Here is a 21,307-nt window from a genome sequence, read left to right as displayed (position 1 = left end):
GCCGTTTCATCTGCTTCGAGACTGTGACGAAATAAAGTACCGCTCGTTTGTTGACAAAACCCCGAGATTAATACGGATACGAACGAGATTTTATCAACAAACGCGGGTACTACTTTCTTACAGCTCACACTTGTTGATCGTTCATGCGCTTACTTGTTAAACGTCCGGCTCTTATTTGTTGACTTTATTGTAGGACTTCCACGCCTTGTCGAGTGCATCAATCACCTGCTGTTGGTTCAGCTGTCCAGAGTAGTATCCTTGCAGCGCTTTACCAGACTCATCCTTAACAGCCTGAGGGATCTTCGGATCTTGATAAGCTTTGCCTTCGTTAACATATTTCAGAGCGTCATCTACCCACGGGAAGCTCTTAAACGTATGCACTTTGGCAACCGGATTAAACTTGAGTGCTTCGTAGAATGCGCTTGAATCTTTGTCATCGAGAATGTAGTTGATGAAATCCAGAGCGACTTCTTTATTTTTACTTGTAGACGATACCGCCAGTGAAGTGGATGTGCTCAGATTGATTTTGGTATCATCGGGATTGTCGTTCAGCGGCATTGGAGCTACACCAAAATTAACGTTTGGATTGGATTTCAGAATCGTTTCCGCATACCACGGCCCTTGAATCCACATTGCCGCTTTGCCTGTAGCATAAGACGCTGCGCCGTCATCGGCTCCGACTTCAAGCGCTTTATCCGTTCCGTTGGCATTCACGAGATCGAATACGTCAAACAATGCTTTCATATCCGAGAAGGAAGCTTCATCCTTGTTCATTTTCTCCACGAAGTCTTTGTGCTCCGTCTGTGTCAGTGCACCTACAGTCAGCGGCAGGAACAATTGCGGAACCCAAGCTTCTTTGTAAGAAAGCTCAAACGGTGTGATGCCAGCTGCTTTCAGCTTCTCTACAACCGCTTTCATTTCTGTCAACGTCGTTGGAACCTCAAGTCCTTGTTCCTTGAAAATATCTTTGTTGTACAGATAGCCCCATGACAAGGTTTCCAGCGGAACCGCTACGACTTTGCCGCTTGCATCCGTTACCGAAGGCTTGACCGAATCCAGCAATTTATTTACAAAAGGTTGGTTAGATAAATCTTCCAGATATCCGGCTTTGCTGAAAGGTGGAATCTCATTCACCGCGTGCAGCGCGAATACGTCCGGTGCATCATTGGAGGCTAGTCTTGTTTTCAAAATCTGAGGGGCGTTGTCTGCTGGCGGCATCTCCAGTTGTACGTTCACCTCGATATTTTTGTCTGCTTTTTCTTTGGCTTTGAACTGTTCTATATATTTATCGTAATGTTCTTTCAGCCTTGGCTGGGCAATGAATACTTTGAGGTTTACTGTGCTGCCAGCTTTGACTTCGTTCTGTTTATTATCCGTACCTGCATTGGAGCCGCAACCTGCGAGCAGAACGCTAACCAGTGCCGCACTTACAACGCTTTTCCATACTTTCATCTCTTATGACCTCCCGGTGTGACTGGTTTGTCTTTCATAGGATCATTATATATTCTAAAATGTAAGCGCTTCATTGGACAAAATTAGACTCTTCCATTGGATTATTTTAAACCTTAATCCAAGTACAATTCCCCGAATGAATCATTCGGGGGGGGAGAGCGGACAAGCTATGCTGCCCTTTGCGCATCTCGCCGGGCGACACGCCAAAGTGCTTTTTGAACACCCGATAGAAATAGGACACATCCTCATATCCGGTCATCTCAGCAATATGTTTGAATGGAATCCGATCATCCATCACCCATTCTTTCGCTTTGGTCATTCGAAGCTGCACCACGTAATCCGTCACGTTCACGTCATACTCTTTCTTGAATGCTTTGCTCAGATATTCCTTGCTGACAAAAAAGATCTGGGCAAGCTGTTCCAGTGTAATCATCTCCATGCAGTGTTGCTGCATATATTGCTTCACGTCTTCCAGATTCAGCCTGTTCTTATATTTACGCTGCGCAATGAGCTGCTCCAACGCCAGACTGTAGGAATCTGATGTCCATTCCACGACAGTCGAGATGGATTCGAGCACCGCCGCAGGTGGTAAACCCGCTTCTTCCGAGCGATGGGGTATCCCATTGGAAATGCACAGCTCGTCCAGCAGACTCTGCAACTCATAAGCAACCCGCGCAAGCTGACGAGGTCTGCGAACCTCGCTCCGTTCAAGCTTCTGCTCTAATTGCTGAAACCATTCCCGCAAACTTGGCAGGTTTAGATCGTTAAACCGCAGGCGTGCCTGCTGCTGGAACAGAGAGAACTCACCCGCAAAGGAAGCTGGATAGGCTTCCCAGACCTCTGATGCCGAGACGGCTTTTGCCAGTTCGCGTGTGCATTTCGCCAACGTAACATTTAACTCATCCGGGTTCACTGGCTTGAGCAGGTAATCTGCCGCACGATACCGCAGGGCATGTTTTGCATAATTAAAATCATCATACCCACTCACCACAACAACTTTAATCTCCGGGTACTGGCTGCTCAATGTCTGTAACAGCGCTACGCCGTCCAATCCGGGCATACGCATATCGGTTATGATCAGATGAGGCTGAAGCTCCTTTACCATCTGTATCGCCTGTTCTCCATCCTCCGCTTCACCGCAAACGATGATACCTAGTTCATCCCAATCCCCAAGGTTGCGTATAATGTCCCGATTCCAGGGTTCATCGTCCACTAGCAGTACTTTATATAACGCCTCGCTCACAAAAATTCGCCTCCTGTCGTGCAGGGGATACGGATAATAACTTTTGTCCCCTGTCCATATTCACTCTCCATACGCATACCGTAATCGGGCCCAAAATGCATCGCGATCCGTGAGGCTGCATTAAGCAGCCCGATGCTGGTGCCTGAGTTCCATACCCGATCCGAATGCCGTGTTATACGTTCCAGTCTGGATTGTATCTCTGCCAGTTGACCCTGCTCCATGCCCATGCCATTATCACATATCTGAATAGTCACCAAGCCTTGCTGCGGATCGGAGGCGACCTCGATGCCCAGTCTCCACTCCCCAGGTTTTTTCTCGAGCCCATGCAAAAATGCATTCTCCACAATAGGCTGCAGCGATAACTTCGGAATATAACAATCCCTGAGTTCTCCCTTAACTTCCAGCCTATATTCAAGTCTGCTTGCAAAACGCTGTTTCTGAATCAGCATATAATGCTCCAGTTGATCCAGTTCGGACTGCAGGGGCACAAGACCGTCCGGTGCTCGCACGATATAACGGAACATCTCACTTAGAGCTCGAATTACCCTGTAACTATCTGCTGGCTTTTGCGAATAGACCATGCCGCCGATCATCTGCAGTGTGTTTTGCAGAAAATGAGGATGGATCTGGGATTGAAGTGCTTTCAGCTCTGCTGTCTGCTTCTCCAGATTCATCAAATAGTTATCGCGAATATGTTCCCGGATCCGGCTGGCCATACCGTGCAGATTTTTCTCCAGCAGGCCGATCTCATCCACCCGTCCGCTGCGCTCCACTTTACGATCCTTGATCAACTGGATGCCTTTCATCGAATTCGCCAATTTGACGATAGGTTTAGAGGTTCGCCAAGCAACCAAAGCTGCCAAAGCAATAGACACCACCGTTGCCACTCCGCCCACGACAAGTCCGTACTTCATCGTTTCCAGTGCACTCTCGTTAATCACATGGTCTGGCACAATTTTGATCACCCGCAGCCCGGATGGCTCGATATCATGATAGAAAATATATTCCTTCGCTGTACGAATAAAACCAGCGTTGTCCTTCGTCTCTGACAGCTGTTTCAAGGCTTCATCCGATGGCTGAATAGAAGCATTCTGCTGATAGACTGGATGACCTGAACTATCCCCGATATACACGCTGTAATCTCCTCTGCTATCAAGCAGTTCCAGCGTCTGGTTGAACTCAGCCCATTTGATCTCCAGACTGATCGCCCCAATCTGAGCCTGATCCTCAAAGCGGTTCATACTGCGCGTCATATGGAACTTTTGCGGATCTTTCGGATCGTTCATAATGGTAAAGTCTTTACGATCTGTAAAAAGCTCATGGTACCCTTGAGGAATATCTGCAACGGCCTTAATTCGGGATCCCATGGAATTGAAGGTGAACAAGGTATCCTGCTCTTTCAAGTACAACTCCACGCCGAACACATAATTTCCAGCGGAATAGTAGACACTGTTGAGCATATTAAACACTGCCTTTTGTTCGTCAAAGCGAGTAGAAGCGGGTGCTTCCCGATTCAATGCCAAATACTGATGCAACTCATCACTAATCTGAATGGAATAAATAATATTATTCATGCGGGTAAACTGCTCTCCCAGATAGATAGAGGCCCAATTCATATTGACCTGGTTCGTGTCCATGATCTCGGCTTCCATGGAGGAGCGTGCATTCTCAGCGGCTACGGCAGTCATCACAACGACCGGCAATACAGCGACCAAGGTCATCGTCAGTATCAATTTATTGCGAATACTACGCTTGAAAGGGTCGATCAGCCTGCGGTACAGTTCGTTAAACAGAGCGCATCCACTCCTAAGCTAAAATAAGACAAACGCCCCAGCATCAGAGCTGAAGGCGCCATGGTCTTGTTATTTTTTTCGGAAAAATGAAGTAAATATTGAACTAAAGATTTTACACATGCCACTCCGATGACAGAATAACCTTCCAATCACTGTTATCCCCAGATTTTTTGATTCCTTTTTCCAAAAGGGAAATCCGGTGATAAGTTGACCGCTTCGCTTTTTCAGGTTTTTTCCTCTCCGTTAAAGTGTAAAAGAACAATTCAAAATCTTCTATTTTCCTTGGTACGTATGAATTTGCCCTATTATTCCCTAGTTTTGTTCGATAATGCGGATCCCCCAACGCTCCAGCTCGATCTTCTGGCCTGCAGCAATCGCATCTCCCGATAATAGCTCCACCCCTTCGCCATATGGATTGTGGAAGGAAACCGACTCATCCGAATAGTTGAAGTAATAGCGAATGGTCTGCCCCTGATCGTTTACCCCGCTCTTCACAATCAGCGGAAAAGCAAGTTCTTGATCGACTCCCCACACACCTGCATCCTTCATGACACGCTCCAGCACATTGCGAATGACGGCAGCGCTCGTATAACAGCCAACATATGTCGCTTTGCCTTTGCCGTAGTTGTTCTGAGTGATGGCTGCATATTCCCCCCAGTGTGGATGATCATACCAGGCAAGCACCTCAGCGGTAGTCGGTGTAATCAGCTCCATCCAGGTATGCACCTGATTATGCTCCTCACCTACGGCAAAAGGATCATCGCGCAGAGCGACATGCTTCGGCTCTACAAACAGGTTATAGCTGATTCCACATGCCTCACTAATCAGTCCCGGCTGACGCGTAGAGCGTACTTTAATGTGCTCATTGGCAAAACCGCTTTTGAATGAATAAACGATATGTCCGCCATCCTGTACAAATTGATTCAGTTTTTCGAGTAACGCATCTGACGCAGCATACAGGGCAGGCACCACGAGCACATCATAACCTGCGTAACTCTCCACGGAAGGATCGATCAGATCGCAGCCAATGTTCATTTTATACAGTTCATCATACATCCAGCGCACCACATCGTTATAGTTCTTATCGCTGGTAAAGTTAAAACCGAACCACTTGATAGAGGTCAACGCCTCGTTGCTAAATAGTACAGCCACCCGATTTGTTTTCTTCAGATTCACCAGTTTTGGACTCAGGCGGGCGAAATCCCGGCCAATCGTCTTCGCCTCGTTATACACTGGATTCGGTTCGAAATCATGGCTTAACAGACCTTTCCAATAGGTCTCAAACGAATTGTGCAACGAGTGCCAATGCCAGTACGCAACCATGTTCGCACCTGAAGCCAGATGACTGAATGCCTGTAATCGCAGTTGTCCCGGATAAGGAACCCAGTGCCAGAATGCCTGCGCCTCGGTCTCCAGAACAAGGTAATTAGATTGTTTGGTGGAACGCGCCACGTCTCCCCCGAACGAAATTTCAATTCCCGTCAACTCGTCTTGGGAAGGATGATAGATATCTACACTGGTGATGTCAAAAGGTTGGGATGCCGCAAAATGATCCACATCCCCCTGAATGCCGTACGAATATCCGCGCCATTCAAAGTCAAAGTTCTGGGTAACAAACTGACCTTCCTGTTTGTACTCATTCACAATCCCGACCTGCCACGCCAGGAAATCCGTGACTAACTGCCGCTGGAACTTGGCAAACTCAGCTCCAAGACTACCGTTAATCGTACCGACGACGGAAGGGAAGTCTTCCCAGCTGTTGATCCGGTTACTCCAGTAATCCAGTCCAAATTCTTTGTTCAACTCATCCAGAGAGCTGAACTTGTTGCGCATATATTTAACAAACTGTAACTGCACGTTGTTTCCAGCCGTGTTGTAATGTTTTGTTTCATTGTCTGTCTGATAACCGATGACTGCCGGATGTTTGCTCACCCGTGAGATCAGCTTGCGAATGATGCGCTCTGCATAAAACAGATACGTGGGATGAGTAATATCCATAATCTGTCTTGCTCCATATTTTCCAGGTCCCTGTGCGGTGGTTGCCAGAACATCCGGGTGTTCCTTCACCATCCACGTTGGAACAGCATACGTTGGGGTTCCTACAATGACATGAATTCCCGCCGCATGCATGGCATCCAGCACTCGATCTACGGAAGTGAAATCAAAGACACCGTTTTGCGGTTCATGGGTGCTCCACGTGGATTCAGCTATGCGCACCACATTGATTCCGGCGTCTTTCATCATCTGAATATCCTTGTCCAGTCTTTCGTAGGGCATATATTCATCGTAATAGGCTACGCCGTATAATAATTTGTCCATGATAAATTCTCCTTTGAGTGGGGTTTATTTAAGTTGTTTAACTTATATAACGTTGTTGGCATTTGGTTAGTTGACATGTTTAAGCCCTTAATGGTAGCGTTTACATTAAAACTTTTATAGAAGATATCCTTGTACAGTATCTGTTGATTTCACCTGGATATCCCTTGATATTAGGATGTCGGTGTTAAACTGATTATAATGAAGTACATGCAGAGTGCCGATGGCACAAAGCGAGTATTTTTTACCCTTTTCCGAGGTGAATATCATGGATATCCGTTCGCAGCTTCGAAAGATGCCGTACCATACGCTGGCACACTGGCTTCCGATTATTGATTGTAACATCAAATTTTATGGTGCTCATAGCCAACAAGTTCCCCATGGGTGGGCAATGCCTGAGGAGACACATCCCGGTTTTGAGATCATTCTGATCATTCAGGGTACACAGGAGAGCATTATACATGGATATACTTATACGGTGAACGAAGGTTCCATCCTGCTTATTCCGCCCGGCTTCAGACATACAAATCACTGTGTCTCTGCGGATGGCATGACGTATTTTAGCGCTCATTTTAATGTAGATGATCCGGTGTTCATCTTAAAGCTGATATCCCAGCGCAGCAGAATCTATGCCGCAGGTACGGGGGATAATATGAGAATAAGGGCTGTTCTGGAAAGCTGGATGGGTATGATCAAAACAACCGAGGTTTATACTTCCACAGACAAACTGCTCATGCAAGCCCGTATGTTTGAACTGTTTGCCCTGTTGTCCCAAGCGGCCGACGATGCACCAAAATCTATAATTTCTGTTGCCGCCGCCCAGGCCCCTGCCCCAACAGCCATGCATTACGCAGGAGCGATAGCCGAGGCGATCAAACAAGCCTTTCATGCCCAGCTTCGATCAAGGGACGGCAATGTTTCTTCGGTCAGAGTGGAGCAGATTATTGCGTCATTTGGCATCAGTCCAGGTTACGGTTTGCAGGTCTTTCGCAAGGTATTTGGTTATTCTCCGCGTGCCTACCTGTCCAATCTGAAACTGCAAGAAGCCAAAATGCTAATCGAACAGCCTGATCTGTCGCTCGGGGAGATTGCTCTAAAGCTGGGTTACACCCATTTGTCTCATTTCAGCAGACAATTCAAACGCTGGACAGGCCAAAGCCCACTTCTCTATCGGAATCACCATACAGAGGACAGCCCATGATCCCGTTTCTCAACGCTCCGGAGACAGGCCGAAACGCTGAAGACGGATGCGCATATTTTCGAATTCCTCCGGAGTATTTATATTGCTCAATTGCAGCGCGGCCTGCTCAACACCCGCTTGCTCCAGTTCATCTGTTTCGACATAGCGGCAGCCGATCTCATCCAGCCAGCGAATGACACGCAGCCTGTCATGAAGCAGACACTGCTCCAGTCCGGGAAGGATACGTCTGTGATATGCTCCTGCAAGCGGATGAATGCGCCCCTGGGCACGTGGAACGATGGCACTATATGTCGGGTATTGCTCTGCGAGCCTCTTCATGCCAGCGAAAAAAGAAGTTTGCAGAAGTGGCATATCACATGCACTCACCAGATTCCAATCTGTATGAGAGGCAAGCAGTGCTGCATGAAGTCCGGCAAGCGGCCCCTTTCCGGGATACACATCTTCTACGCATTCGCTATTAAAATCTTCATCTCGAATTGCACTATAGATCGCTTCGTTCAATCCTGCTGCAATAACCATTCGGGATACGGAGGGTCTTATTGCTTCCGCAATATGAGTCAATACGGTTGCACCGTTCAGTTCAAGCAAGGCCTTGTTCGTGCCCATTCGGCTGGATTGTCCTCCTGCCAATATAAGGCCTGTCCATTTTTCATCGTGCATATGTAATATCCAAACCTCCTCTTACCATAAAAAACTGAGTTTTATAATCGTCTTCACGAGCTAGCCACATAATAAGCACGTATCCATCATATATGTTTGCTACACCTGTTATGGGTGATACATACCGTTAATTCATATATTCTATACGTTGAATCCCCTTTCAACAAATGATACATTGAACAATAGGATTTGATTCGGAAAGGAATGGCTCAATTGGACAGATCTGCACCTGTGAGAGGCACATCCCCGCTGACCTCTCTGAAACTATATAACTTTTTTATCTACGGAGCCATTTCAATCTTCGCCGGATTCCTGCAGCTCTATCTTCAAGAGATTGGTATGACCAAGCTGGAGATTGGCAGCCTGATGGCCATTGGCCCTTTCGTTTCGCTATTTGCCAACCCGTTCTGGGGGTTCTGGAGTGATAAGTCGCGCAATATTCGCATTGTGCTAATGATGATGATGGGAGGCACCTTTGTGCTTGCACAGGGTGTTTTTTACGCACCCACTTATACATGGATATACGTAGCCATGATTTTCTTTTACTTTTTTCAAAGTCCATTATTCGCTCAGACCAACAGTCTGATTCTCGGTTACATTGATGGTACGGGGCAAAAGTTCGGCACCTTTCGGTTATGGGGTTCACTTGGGTGGGCGCTAACGGCAGTCGCTGCCGGGCCGGTTATTGACCGTTTTGGCGTGAGCAGTGTGTCCATTATATTTGCATGTATGATTGCCACGGCATTTATATTATCCGTATTCCTGCCAAGGCAGCCCATTGCCTCCGATACCCCGATTGTGACGTTCCGGCGGTTCGGCAAAGTGATGTTTAACCCGTATTTTATGATTTTTATCGGGCTCGGTGTGCTCGTTTCGGTGCCTAATGCCATGAACAGTACATTTATGTCGCTCTATATTGTAGAGATGGGCGGCGACAAACAGATGGTCGGCTGGGCTATCTTCACATCTTCTATTCTTGAAGTGGGTGTGTTCCTGCTGCTCGATCGGCTGCTGAAACGCAAAATGAGTATGCTGCTGGGCTCTCTGATTCTGATCAGCCTTTTGTTTGCTCTTCGCTGGCAGCTCATGGCTCTGGCTAACAACCCGATGGAGGTTATCTTTATTCAGCTCATGCACTCTGTCACCTTTGGTGGTTATTTCTACGTGGGCACGCAGCTCACGATGCTGTTTATCCCACGACCATATCGCTCCTCCGGGCAAGCGGTGTATACGATGGCTTGGGGCGGCCTTTCGGGCGTCATTGCCGGTCTGTTTGGCGGGTGGCTGTTCCAAAGCTTCGGTGCAGAGGTGATGTATAGCATCGGTGTGTTCTTCTCACTCATCGGCGCGGCGGGTTTCGCCATCATGTGGCTGTGGAACCGGCGTAATGGATACCAGCCCACGGTGCTAACAGAGATGGGCAATATGGATGAGGATAAGTAACTAGAATAAATCATTATTAACGATAATCAAGTAACGGGTATGAGTGAGTTATGAGTTGGTTATGAGTCGGTTATGAGCGGGTTATGAGCGGGTTATGAGTAGAAGTTATGTTACGAGGGAAGTAATCGGTAAAGAGAAAAGTAATAACATAGGGGACAAGCAGGCTAACGACACGAAGGACAAGCAGGTTGATGCTATAAAGGACATGATATTGACCAGAACACGGTTCTGTAGCTGTATAACTTTACGCTCTGCGGGTACTTTACGGCTAACGATCACCAGAAACCTTATTTGGGCGATTGCTAGACGTTTCATATTCTAACGATCACCAGAAGGCTTATTTTCGCACAAACCGAGTAAAATAGAGAAAAAAGACTGCATTTTCAAGAAATAAGCTCCGTACGGATCGTTAGAATTCAAAAGTGCCGAAAAACAGGCAAATAGCGTCCCCTGTCGGTTCAACCCCTTAATATTGGACACTAGCTAGCTCATACTCAGCGTGACGTATCATAACTTTATTGGCTTGGGCTCAATCATCCCTTTGTTCACCAGACGCAAGTAGTCTGTGGGTGACCAGTCGTGTAGACTGCCGTGAATGCGGTCTTTATTGTAGTAACGGATATATCGATCGACCTCGGAAAAGGCTGCTTCGTAGCTCTCAAAACAATGCCGCTGGTAACATTCACGTTCCAAAACACTATGAAACGATTCAATAAAGGCATTTTTATTCGGTGTTCGAAACGGCGTCCGCTCATGCTCTAAGCCTGTTTCTTCACAGAAGGTATAAAACGCTTTGCTTATAAACTGAGGGCCGTTATCGGTACGAATCACGAGCTTTGGCTCGGTTTTAGGGATACGCCGCGTTACCATAGCTTGCTGGAGCGTATGCAGGATGCTCTGCGTGTCGCAGGCTTTACCGCGATGGTGAGCGACAATTCGGCGATCAAAAACATCGATAATACTTGCGAGAAAAAAGTGCCGACGTTTCCCAGCAACATAACCATACTTAATATCCATCTGCCACAGTTGGTTGGGGCCATCCACCACTCGGTTATTGGCTACTCTCCTCGGTACAGTATTCGTTCGTTCGCGCTGAGGAAGAAGGATACCGAGGGACTTACAAAGCCGGTATACCTTCTTTTTGTTTATGACCAGCTTATATTTTCTGCGCAACAACACGGTCAGTTTTCGGTAACCAAACGCCGCGTCTGGCCCTTGAATCAAACGACGAAGAAACCCGACAATTCGGTTATCCGAAATCCGTTTTCCCTGCTGGTTGTAGGAGTGACCAGGGATTTTCCGTCCGCTACTTATGGGTTGCTGCCGTTCGGGGTGTTTCAAATGGTAATAGTATGTTGAGCGAGGGATGTCGCAGATCCGAAGCACGGTGCGGACAGGATAACCTTGCTCAATCCAAACTATCGCTGTTTGTAATCGGGGTACTTTTTTTTAACCAGATCTTTGAGAATCTGGTTTTCTAATTCTTTTGCGCCAAGAAGCTTCAAGGCCTCATCATATTTTTCCTGTAGTTCTTGATAATTGGCTGCGTCTTGCTGTATTTGTCGTGTTTCTTTTTCTTTTTTAGCCACGAGTTCCCCCACCTCATCTTCATATTGACGAATCCAAGTCGTTAGTGTTTTAGGAGACATGCCGTACTTTCGTGCCACGACCTCCGTTCGAAGGCCGGACAGCACTTCTACGACATATTCCTTTTTCGCCTCAACCGGACATCTAAATCGTCTTTTCATGGACGCTCTCCTCATTTCATTTAGTGTATCTGAGGTGAGTTAAAGTGTCCAATTGGATTAGGGGGCTTTAAAGAAATATCTTGTCTTTCCGCTTTACATGGTTCTTATATTCCTCATGTTCCTTATATTTCTCATGTTCGCTTTCTTCATTTTCCTCATTTGCCCCTATCACACCTTGAGGATCAGTTATAAGCTGCTCAATTAATGGAATTTCGTGCTGTGTAATATAATCCGTCATAGATAGGAGGCTGTCCTTAAATGCCTCTTTCCCCAATAATTCATACCACTTTATCTCCGAATGCTCATAGTAACTTTCCGGTAGACCCGTGTATGACTTATGCTTGATATGCGTAACTTTACAGTGCAGCATAACTTCTATACTCGTTCCTGCTGTATTATGTCTATTGGCCTGCATATAGATGGATATCAACAATTCCTTCGTTTTCATCTCAAGGGCTTTGCGGGATTTGACAACCTTGAGGCCTGTATGTGGCAACAAGTCCTGCAATGATTTTAATGTGAACTCGATCAGCTCAGTGGTTGATGATTGCTCATTAAATGCGTATTGTTCAAGAATGGAATCCACGCTTGTATTTTGACTTGTATTATTATTCATGTAGATTAGATCACTCCTTTGAGCATTTCTTTGAAAAAGAAAGCAACAACCGCATAGTCACGCCAAGGTTACTATAAAATGGAACTCATCGTCAAATGAAGTCAAGTTAACAGTGGAACTCCAACATATGAAACCCGAGTTAAAGTGAAAATCTCATTCGATATGATCCTGTGTATCTTCTGACTATATTCCTTTTCAGCTTTTATCTTCTAAGCAAGACAAAAAGAAACAGCCTTGCGGCTGCTCCTTCTTATCAGTACGTGCTCTATGCTTTTGCTTTTTCCCATGCTCATATACTTCCAACACAACACAACACAACACATCACCAATTCATTCCAAATTCATGCCGTCCCTGTGCGAATCAGGCCAGATATTCCGCCATAATCTGCTCGATATCATACGGTGTCACACCTTCATTGACCGCATAGATGGTATCGGCCTGCTCCTTCGTATCCACCAGTTCACCTCTCGCCTTGGTATGCAGCATGAACAAGTCATACAGGTGAGGTTTGCGTAACGAAGTCATTGCTTTCCCCATCAGCACGATGCCTCCCCGATTGCCTTCCACATTGTTGTAATAGTCCGGGTACCTTGTCAGCGCCAGATCCGTCCAGATGATCGTACGCTCCACCAGATCCAGAATAACGGGAATGGCAATCTGCGTATCAGCCGTAATATCGATCTTGTTCTCCACCGTGGATGGCTCATAGATTTCGCCTGAACCGGGCTTCTTACGCATCATCCAACCTGCAAAACATTCCGGCAAATTACAGTACGGATGGCTGGTGAAGGAGTGCAGTGTCGTCACCACATACCTTCCGCCATAATTCACAATCGAAGGGATATGCAGATCAATAAACTCACTCGCCCCATAAGGTGCAGTCACAATATCCCCGCTGTGGACAGCCTTATATTTCACAGACTTCAGATTCGTATATGAGATATGTTCAACATAGTTCCAGTCCTTGTCATACATGACCGTAGACAGATCAATATCCACACGCCCTGTAGGCGTACCATCCACTTCGCCCTCTTTCCACCAGCTGAAGAAACGAATCGTATCGCCCTCCCCCATCGGGATGCGGCTTCCTCTCACAATCGTTCGTAAGGCTTTACTCGCGGATCGCTGTGAAAAAGGAACCAGATAATGCTGCAACCGCTCATCCACATACGTCTTACCGAGCGAAGGGAATTCAGCGAACCGCGTAATCAGAGCCTGCTCGCATAGTTGCACCACTTCCTGACAGACTGCTTCATTCAGCTCCGGCAGCTCATTCGGAATACCAACCGCCTTGGCGACATTGCCCTTCGGGAAAAATACCCGCATTGTTGACGCTTCATTCCGCTGTACAAAATGCTGTCTCACCTGCAATAACACTGGCGTAGACACTTGTGCAGCGACCTCTCCAAAAGCAAGCAGCACATATTCTTCATTGTCTGTGATGCGCAGCATATGATCAAGCTTCCGCGCGAATTCGCCTGGACGCTGGGACAACAGGTCGATCAGGCTCCAGATATTCCGATACTGGAACGCGAGCTCCACGCTACCATTAAAGGTTGAGAACGGCTTGTTATTTCGCAAAATATCAAAGGCAGCCTGGCTACGCGGATACCGCAGCTTGTATTCGGATGGATGCAAAATTTCGCCTAGCCGAATCCAGCGATCCTTGTAGCGCAGCATATCCTCCGTGATGGAGCCGCATTGCTCCAGCAAGTTGAGGAGCAGGCGGCGCTCACGACGTTTGAATTTACGAAAAGGCGTGGCGGTTGCCAGACTGACGTCCCCCTCCGACAAGGATACTGCCAGTCGGAGCACATCGCTTGCCGTTTTAAAATAAGCCCCGATACGTTCCATGCTTGCCAGTTCATATTTTAATAGTACCGCAACGACAAATCCTACATTCTCCTTAAACGGTATCTCCACCGGCAACAAGGTTCCGACCTCACTCGGATCAGCGTGTTTCAGCGCTTGTTTGATATCTTTTTTGTCCGTATCCGAGATGGAACCCTTCGCCTCTATTAACTGATAGATCAGCTTCTGGAACGCTTGCTTACTCCCCAGATCAATGATTTTCAGCTTCGTTTGCTCCAGGGAAGGAGACCGCACGCCAGCAGTCATAGCCGAAGGCTCAAAATCACCCAGCGTAAGATGTGTCAGGTAATGAAGCACAGCATTTAAGTAAAGCTCCGCTTCGTCTGCTTCCATTACCTGCTCCGGGAATCCCGCATACATCGGTTTGTACTTCACATGGGCACCGACCATCACTTTCAAGTCTCTAACCAGCTGTTCGGCCAATGCTGCGAACTGCTCCTCGGACAGCGTCCGCAGTGCCTGCATCAGCTCAGTGGAGAAGGTGAAACCGAGGGGTTCTATATTTTTAAGCGCTGTCGCCAGAATTTTTTTAGGTAATAGGTGCTGCCGTTGTTCGCTTGGTTGAATCATCAATTTGCCCGCTCTGCGCACGTAGATACTGTTCATTTTTATATTGCTGTAATCTACATGATTATCGACATTTACTTTCCAATTGTCAGTGTTACTATTACTATTATTGATATTGTCGTTATATTTATTGTTCATGATCAAAGAGTCCAGGAAAGCCATATCCCTATTAACATTTGGTGGTTAGCTTGAGAAGGAAGGAATATGATAGCCTGGACGCCTCCTCTCTGATTTGAAATCTTCAGGAGAGCGGCGACCCTAGTATTCTCCAATGATGTAGAAGGAAGGACCGCCATAGCCTGAAGGCCAAGAGCTCGAAGTTCCGAAGTTCGTCACCCGAACCTTTGGTGAACTCATCATCTCAGATTTCGGCATCCATGAGCAGGGCGAAAGTATTACGACATGATTTTTGGTTGTTTTCTTGAGAAATGTCCATGAGGAACGATCAGAGGGTACAAACCAGAGAGCACGGTGAAGATCGAGACAGAAGTGCCGGAAAGCCAAACGTATTTTTGAAATGAGGATACCTGAGAAAATGAAATTACAAATGTTATATAACGATTACATTCGTCTTCAATTCCATCTCCCCTTGGAACTCACGCACGGATATATGTTGGCATATGGTCAATATGAGGATGACAGTGCAGCATTGTTCTTTGCTGATTACCCGGAAGAAACCTTCTCAGACTGGATGGCTGAAATACGTCCGAAAGACCCCTACTATGGACCAAAGCCGGATTGGAAGCCCGTTTTAGCTGAAACGTTTGAGCAACTGGATGTGTATGATGAGATGATTCTCTACTATCTGCTGTTCACGATTAATAGCACACTGTCCATCAACACGCACAATACCTACAGTGCGATGAATGATGTGATGAAAAAATATAGCTTCCTCCAGCTGTCCCATCTGCGTGACATATCCCGTTTAAAGGATGAACAGAAGCAGAGGCTGCGCGACTTTTTCTTCTTTTTTTATCTCTACGCGCATCCGGTCAATGAGGAAACATTATATGCTTGCTCATTTCACGAACAACGTTTAATACATACAAAAAATGGAATGCCGCTCGGGGAATACTTCGCTGCTTATCATGATCATTACACCACACATCGAGACCAATACACAGAAAAACTGGCGATCTCGGCAGAAGAAATTCAAGTGTGCAAAACGTTAACCATGGAGCTGTTACATGTCATCGAGGGTCGTTCCAACAAGTTAATCATACCTTCTGTAAAAAGTGCGGAGACAGCCATTCAACTCATCAACGACGTGGATGAAATGCTCAAGCTATATGTGGATGATCCTGCGGCATTTTTCCAGATCATTAGAGATTTGCTCCATGGTACGACCAGGGATGTAACTATTGAAACAAGTGCCGGTGCCCATAATAATGGCGATATCACCACCAATACGGATTCACTTCGTGTTAGTGCGGGAGACGCTTCAAACGATTTCAGATCATACCGCGACTACTGTTTTACCGTTCTACTTCAAAATTACGCTTCATATATCCTGTTCTTTGATTTTAACGAGATCCGTGTGTTCGTGAGCGCTTTCCGGGATACGCCAGAGGAATGCAGTTTCATCATCAGCAAAATGTTCACAGACACCATCTTCCTTCAGAAGATGATGCGACAACACCAGATTGATCTAAACCAGTATCCGGAAGTGACCCGGTTCTTTAATGATGAGGCTAAACAGTGGTATTTGTAGTACCCCTACAAGGAGTAACACATGTTACTTATATAGAAAACAGCCTCATCCATGAGGCTGTCAGAAGATAGGACATATTCATTTTTTCTTACTCTCACTATCCCGATAAGCAGACATTCACATGTTTTTGAGCTTCCATTCCTGATACCATGATTCCACTTCGAGACCCGGACGTATGCCTGCCTCTTGTTGTAATGCGGCTGCCAGCTGATTATACTGAGCAACCACCGGATCTTTATTGCCTAATCGATCATACAGCTTCATCAAAGAGAGACTGGCTTCCTCCATCATCGGATCAAATTGCTGCATCTGGTGATACAACATTAGGGCTTCATTAGGGTGTCCTGATTCAATATAATATTGTGCAAGCTTCATCGCATGATTCTGCCAGAGCGCATGCAACCGCTGACGTTCCAACTCCGCCCATACGTAGTCATCCTCGCCGAAATACTTGCCTTCATATTGATCCGAGACGTACCGATGCTCAGCAAGTGTAGACAATGATAATGAAGGCAAGCGGTTAAGACGGCCCTCCCACTCTTCCGCATCAAGCCTGAAATCGCCAGTTTCCAATATATAGCCAAATTGTTGATAGCGTACCGAGATCCGGTCTTCACCCATGAAATCGTTCAGCATGCCGCGTAAGCGATGAATGCCACTGTGCAGATTCGTTATACCTCTTCTCTCATCCAATTCCGGCCATAACAGTTCAAGCAGGGTGTCACGTTTGATTGGTTTATTGCGATGATGAAGCAAATATGCGAATAACTCTCTGATCTTGGTCGTTCTGAACTTGAGATGTTTAGGCGGATCATACGGATGCAGCTGCACCTGAAGCATTCCCATGCAGCGAATTAACATTCCGCGCTCTTCCGGAGCTTCGATCACATCCAAGTGTGCCGGTACGGCTCTGCGTTGATACATCTTCATCGTTTTATCCAAACGGTTCCGCGTTACAGGCTTCATAATATAATCCAGCACTTCAAGCCCATAGGCTGTCAGTGCGTGTTCGTTATATGCCGTTGTGAAAATAACTTCCGTTCTGGGGGAAACCTCATGGATTCGTTTGGTTGCTTCGATTCCATTCATCCCGGGCATTTCAATGTCCGTGAAAACAAGGTCAGGCAGTTGATGCTTGATTTGCTCTATCGCTTCTTCTGCCTTCAAAAAAGTACCGATGACCTCGCAATCTTCTCTCTCTAACAACAATTTATTCAACCTGCTCAGAGCGAGATTTTCATCATCTACCAAAATCACTCTCATATGCACGCTCCTCCGACTCGCTTGATCATCCTTTAATCTATAATTTTACCATAAACTTTAGATTGGGAACGCTATCAATTTAGCGTAACCGTCTATTATTTCTGTTCATAAATTCAACTGTTTGGACTTTGGTGCAGGAGTTAGGCATATTTTGTCGAAAATTAGAATCTGCCATGAAACCAATAACTAATGTGAAAATACCTAGATATGTCGTGTTGTCACTTCTATTTTTGACTATTCTACTTGGGTTCCGCTGGGTGTGGTCTACCACTTTTGCTATACCTGATCATCCCAAACCCGTTCAAGGGGTGCTGGATCTTCGAGGCTGGAACCTTGCCGATGCTTCCCCTATTTCTCTTGATGGAGAGTGGAGATTCAAACCTCATGCACTGATCTCTGGCGGAGAGGATCAGGATACATATTCAGATACGGATACGTCGTCCACATGGGTTCAAGTCCCCGGTGACTGGCGCAAAGCGTTGCCACAAGCCACATCGTCTTTCGGATATGGGACATATGAGCTTAGTATCCTGCTGAACCCTTCAGTGAAGGAAGTCTCTCTCTGGGCTCAGAAAATTCAGACTTCATCTCTCATCGAGATCAACGGAACAGTCGTCGCCAAGTTCGGTCAACCCGCTAATGATGCCGAAAATTATCAACCGGAAAGGACTGCATTTGTAACTACCTATGCCCCAAGCGAGTCGAGTGAACTCACTCTACTTGTACAGGCTGCCAATTTCGATGACCCGTTCAGCGGAGGAATCACACGTTCTCTGTACTTGGGTTCTCCTGCAGCCATCGGGAGTGAACGAGGTTTATCGATTGATTTGCAGAAAATAACATTTGCCATACTGCTTCTTCATAGCCTTTATGCCTTTGTGATGTTTCTGTTTATCCGGAAGCAGCGAGCGCTGCTCACCTTCTCTTTGTTAATACTGGCAACAGCCTTAACGGTTGTATCTGACCATGACGGTCTGTTATTAAACTGGCTCCCGCTAAACTTCACTTGGATGGTTAAAGCCAAGGCAATTTCATATGCTTCATTTGCGCTTCTCCTTCTCATGCTAGCCAGAAGCTTTGCGAATCCCATTCATGGGCGAAAACTCTTTCTTGCTTATGCCAGCGTTGTAGGAGGATATCTATTATTTTTGCTCATTGCTCCCGTAACGCTTGTATACCAAGCACTTCATACTCAGATTCCTGATTTCCTGTATTTGTTTGCCATTGGCTGGTCTGTACTCCTGTTCTTCAAAATGGCCGCAACCAAACAAAGCGATGCAAGCTTTTTGCTCTTTGCAGCAATGAGCAGCTTGTCCAGCGTTCTCTGGGGTATCGTGAATTCACACAACGAAATAACCAATGTGTACTACCCAATTGATGTTATTGCAGCTATATTCGGCTTTGCGGCCTACTGGTTCAGGAAATATTTTCGTAACTCCACGGAGATCGAACAACTGTATGAACAACTCAAAGAGGAGGACCGACAGAAAGACCAATTTCTGGTGAACACAGCTCATGAACTGCGGACTCCCCTGCATGGAATCATCAACATTGCCGAAAGTATTGCGGTGCGCGAACAGCGTGAACAGCGTCAACCCGGGGGACAGCATACGGAAGACATGAAGCTGCTCGTGAACATCGGAAGACAGATGTCGCAATTGATTGATGACCTCCTGGATGTTATTCGTCTGAGGGAAAAACGCATCCTACTGCAGAAAAAACCGCTATCCCTCGCCTCGGTCATATCCGGCGTCATTGGTATGTTCCGATTCATGGCTGAAGGCAAGCGAGTCCAGATCATCGTGGATACTCCTGAAGGATTACCGCTTATCCAGGCGGATGAGAGACGACTTGTTCAGATCCTGTACAATTTGCTGCATAACGCACTCAAATTCACAGATGAGGGTACTATTACGGTATCGGTTAGAGCCGATGAACACAGTGTGGTCATGCAAGTTTCGGATACAGGTACCGGGATCAGCGAGGAGTTACAAGCCCGTATATTTGATGCGTATGAACAGGGGACTGCTCAGGCACGTTTGAGTGGAGGGATCGGACTCGGTCTAAGTATTAGCAAGCAGCTCACAGAGCTTCATGGTGGTGAACTCACCGTGAAGTCGGTAGTTGGACAAGGATCTATTTTTCAAGTCTTGCTACCCCGGGGAGATACAGCAGCATTAACGGACCACGCCGATCTGACGGATCAGACGGAGCAATCGCGATGGGGTGCCCCATATGATGAGGAAACTGCTGTGAGTGCAAGTGAAGAGCAGTTTCCTGTGCATCCCGTCATGCCTGGGAAGACGACTGCTCGCATTCTCGCTGTCGATGATGATCCGGTAAACTTGCGCGTGTTGATCTCGATGCTGTCCAATGAACCATATGATATACAACCTGCAACTTCAGCGCTAGAAGCGCTTGAACTATTAAATACACAGTCATGGGATTTATTAATCGCGGATGTGATGATGCCTCATATGTCCGGTTATGAACTGACAGAAAATGTACGTAAACGTTACTCCGTATCCGAGCTTCCCATTCTGTTGTTAACCGCCCGCAACGAGCCGGCTGATGTCTATGCCGGGTTTATGGCGGGTGCTACCGATTATGTGACGAAGCCCGTCGATGCCGTGGAGTTAAGACACCGCATCGGTTCATTAATTGTGTTGAAACAGTCCATCGATGAGAGACTGCGCATGGAAGCCGCTTATTTGCAAGCTCAGATCCAGCCTCACTTCCTGTTTAACACACTTAATTCCATTATGATGCTCAGTGAGATCGATACGGATCGGATGCAGCGTCTGGGGGATGCTTTTATCGAGTACCTGCAAACGAGTTTTCATTTTGTGAATTCGGAGAAAATGGTGGAGATCACCCACGAGATAGAGCTTTCCCAAGCCTACCTCTACATTGAGAAGGAACGATTCGAGGATCGGCTTAACGTGGTCTGGAACATGCCGCAAGACATCGATGTGATACTGCCTCCGCTAACCATACAGCCGTTGATTGAAAATGCTGTCCGTCATGGCGTTCTCAGCCAAGTCGAGGGAGGCACGGTATGGATTCGCATCATCACTCAAGACGCGGGCACGCTGATTGAGATTGAAGATAATGGCTCAGGCATGCGACCGGAGCAGATTGAACGAGCTTTGGCCTGGCCTAAACCAAGTCCGCTAGAGCCTGGAGGCATTGGTTTAACCAACACCCATCGGCGCTTGAATCAGCTCTATGGGCAAGGTTTGACGATCGTCAGCACTCCGGGGCAGGGGACGAAGGTTTCCTTTTTTATCCCTGACCAGATGGACATGGATTCGTTTTAAGCTAAATTTGAGGTAAATAAATCATAAAAAGCTGAGCCTGGATCTAATCCGGACTCAGCTTTATTTACTATTAAACTTTGTTGCTTCTTTGCTTTCTTGCT

14 protein-coding genes are annotated in these 21,307 nt (G+C 46.6%); 4 read left to right on the top strand and 10 right to left on the bottom strand.

Going from position 1 to position 21,307, the window contains the following annotated elements:
* Positions 1-171: 171 nt before the first annotated feature.
* The 4 genes from ACUTVW_RS14520 to ACUTVW_RS14505 form a co-directional block, all read right to left on the bottom strand.
* Positions 172-1,452 (bottom strand): ABC transporter substrate-binding protein, encoded by a 1,281-nt coding sequence (locus ACUTVW_RS14520; RefSeq protein ID WP_445646479.1) that lies wholly within the window; start codon positions 1,450-1,452, stop codon positions 172-174.
* Positions 1,453-1,558: 106 nt separating this feature from the next.
* Positions 1,559-2,695 carry a response regulator transcription factor gene (locus tag ACUTVW_RS14515; RefSeq protein WP_445646478.1) on the bottom strand — a complete coding sequence of 379 codons (1,137 nt, stop codon included), beginning with the start codon at positions 2,693-2,695 and terminating at the stop codon, positions 1,559-1,561.
* Complete coding sequence (locus tag ACUTVW_RS14510; protein WP_445646477.1) at positions 2,692-4,416, bottom strand: sensor histidine kinase; 1,725 nt, start codon at positions 4,414-4,416, stop codon at positions 2,692-2,694. Before ACUTVW_RS14510 ends, ACUTVW_RS14515 begins: the two co-directional genes overlap by 4 nt.
* Positions 4,417-4,800: 384 nt before the next feature.
* Positions 4,801-6,807 carry a beta-galactosidase gene (locus tag ACUTVW_RS14505; RefSeq protein ID WP_445646476.1) on the bottom strand — a complete coding sequence of 669 codons (2,007 nt, stop codon included), beginning with the start codon at positions 6,805-6,807 and terminating at the stop codon, positions 4,801-4,803.
* 265 nt (positions 6,808-7,072) lie between these two features.
* On the opposite strand from ACUTVW_RS14505, the gene ACUTVW_RS14500 reads away from it, so the two are divergent.
* The gene (locus ACUTVW_RS14500; RefSeq protein ID WP_445646475.1) at positions 7,073-8,005 is read left to right on the top strand and encodes an AraC family transcriptional regulator; all 933 of its coding nucleotides are present in this window, start codon (positions 7,073-7,075) and stop codon (positions 8,003-8,005) included.
* A gap of 9 nt (positions 8,006-8,014) precedes the next feature.
* Here the strand turns inward: ACUTVW_RS14500 and ACUTVW_RS14495 are convergent, their stop codons facing one another.
* Complete coding sequence (locus ACUTVW_RS14495) at positions 8,015-8,665, bottom strand: molybdenum cofactor guanylyltransferase (RefSeq protein WP_445646474.1); 651 nt, start codon at positions 8,663-8,665, stop codon at positions 8,015-8,017.
* 204 nt (positions 8,666-8,869) lie between these two features.
* On the opposite strand from ACUTVW_RS14495, the gene ACUTVW_RS14490 reads away from it, so the two are divergent.
* Positions 8,870-10,108 (top strand): MFS transporter, encoded by a 1,239-nt coding sequence (locus ACUTVW_RS14490; protein ID WP_445646473.1) that lies wholly within the window; start codon positions 8,870-8,872, stop codon positions 10,106-10,108.
* Positions 10,109-10,615: 507 nt separating this feature from the next.
* Here ACUTVW_RS14490 and ACUTVW_RS14485 read toward each other — a convergent pair.
* The 4 genes from ACUTVW_RS14485 to ACUTVW_RS14470 all read right to left on the bottom strand — a co-directional run bounded on the left by ACUTVW_RS14485 (position 10,616) and on the right by ACUTVW_RS14470 (position 14,915).
* Entirely contained in the window at positions 10,616-11,521 is a 906-nt protein-coding gene (locus tag ACUTVW_RS14485) for an IS3 family transposase (protein ID WP_445646607.1), read from the bottom strand.
* A gap of 5 nt (positions 11,522-11,526) precedes the next feature.
* On the bottom strand, positions 11,527-11,856 hold the full coding sequence (locus ACUTVW_RS14480) for a transposase (RefSeq protein WP_445646472.1): 330 nt from the start codon (positions 11,854-11,856) through the stop codon (positions 11,527-11,529).
* Positions 11,857-11,923: 67 nt separating this feature from the next.
* The gene (locus ACUTVW_RS14475; RefSeq protein WP_445646471.1) at positions 11,924-12,472 is read right to left on the bottom strand and encodes a hypothetical protein; all 549 of its coding nucleotides are present in this window, start codon (positions 12,470-12,472) and stop codon (positions 11,924-11,926) included.
* Between the two features lie 361 nt (positions 12,473-12,833).
* A complete protein-coding gene (locus ACUTVW_RS14470; RefSeq protein WP_445646470.1) occupies positions 12,834-14,915 on the bottom strand; it encodes a TerD family protein in 2,082 nt (693 codons plus the stop codon).
* Positions 14,916-15,447: 532 nt separating this feature from the next.
* On the opposite strand from ACUTVW_RS14470, the gene ACUTVW_RS14465 reads away from it, so the two are divergent.
* A complete protein-coding gene (locus tag ACUTVW_RS14465) occupies positions 15,448-16,623 on the top strand; it encodes a hypothetical protein (RefSeq protein WP_445646469.1) in 1,176 nt (391 codons plus the stop codon).
* A gap of 117 nt (positions 16,624-16,740) precedes the next feature.
* On the opposite strand, the gene ACUTVW_RS14460 is transcribed toward ACUTVW_RS14465, so the two are convergent.
* A complete protein-coding gene (locus ACUTVW_RS14460; RefSeq protein ID WP_445646468.1) occupies positions 16,741-17,886 on the bottom strand; it encodes a response regulator in 1,146 nt (381 codons plus the stop codon).
* 191 nt (positions 17,887-18,077) lie between these two features.
* Between ACUTVW_RS14460 and ACUTVW_RS14455 the strand changes: the two genes are divergently transcribed.
* A complete protein-coding gene (locus tag ACUTVW_RS14455) occupies positions 18,078-21,206 on the top strand; it encodes a hybrid sensor histidine kinase/response regulator (protein ID WP_445646467.1) in 3,129 nt (1,042 codons plus the stop codon).
* Positions 21,207-21,307 lie beyond the last annotated feature (101 nt).

Source organism: Paenibacillus sp. TSA_86.1 (assembly GCF_052691815.1).
The sequence above is the reverse complement of the archived record's forward strand: the minus strand, read 5'-3'. Positions and strand labels throughout refer to the sequence as shown.

Coding starts and splice junctions, on each gene's coding strand:
- ACUTVW_RS14520 (WP_445646479.1), bottom strand. CDS start 1,452: ATGAAAGTATGGAAAAGCGTTGTAAGTGCGGCACTGGTTAGCGTTCTG.
- ACUTVW_RS14510 (WP_445646477.1), bottom strand. CDS start 4,416: ATGACCTTGGTCGCTGTATTGCCGGTCGTTGTGATGACTGCCGTAGCC.
- ACUTVW_RS14505 (WP_445646476.1), bottom strand. CDS start 6,807: ATGGACAAATTATTATACGGCGTAGCCTATTACGATGAATATATGCCC.
- ACUTVW_RS14500 (WP_445646475.1), top strand. CDS start 7,073: ATGGATATCCGTTCGCAGCTTCGAAAGATGCCGTACCATACGCTGGCA.
- ACUTVW_RS14495 (WP_445646474.1), bottom strand. CDS start 8,665: ATGCACGATGAAAAATGGACAGGCCTTATATTGGCAGGAGGACAATCC.
- ACUTVW_RS14490 (WP_445646473.1), top strand. CDS start 8,870: ATGGCTCAATTGGACAGATCTGCACCTGTGAGAGGCACATCCCCGCTG.
- ACUTVW_RS14480 (WP_445646472.1), bottom strand. CDS start 11,856: ATGAAAAGACGATTTAGATGTCCGGTTGAGGCGAAAAAGGAATATGTC.
- ACUTVW_RS14475 (WP_445646471.1), bottom strand. CDS start 12,472: ATGAATAATAATACAAGTCAAAATACAAGCGTGGATTCCATTCTTGAA.
- ACUTVW_RS14470 (WP_445646470.1), bottom strand. CDS start 14,915: ATGATTCAACCAAGCGAACAACGGCAGCACCTATTACCTAAAAAAATT.
- ACUTVW_RS14465 (WP_445646469.1), top strand. CDS start 15,448: ATGAAATTACAAATGTTATATAACGATTACATTCGTCTTCAATTCCAT.
- ACUTVW_RS14460 (WP_445646468.1), bottom strand. CDS start 17,886: ATGAGAGTGATTTTGGTAGATGATGAAAATCTCGCTCTGAGCAGGTTG.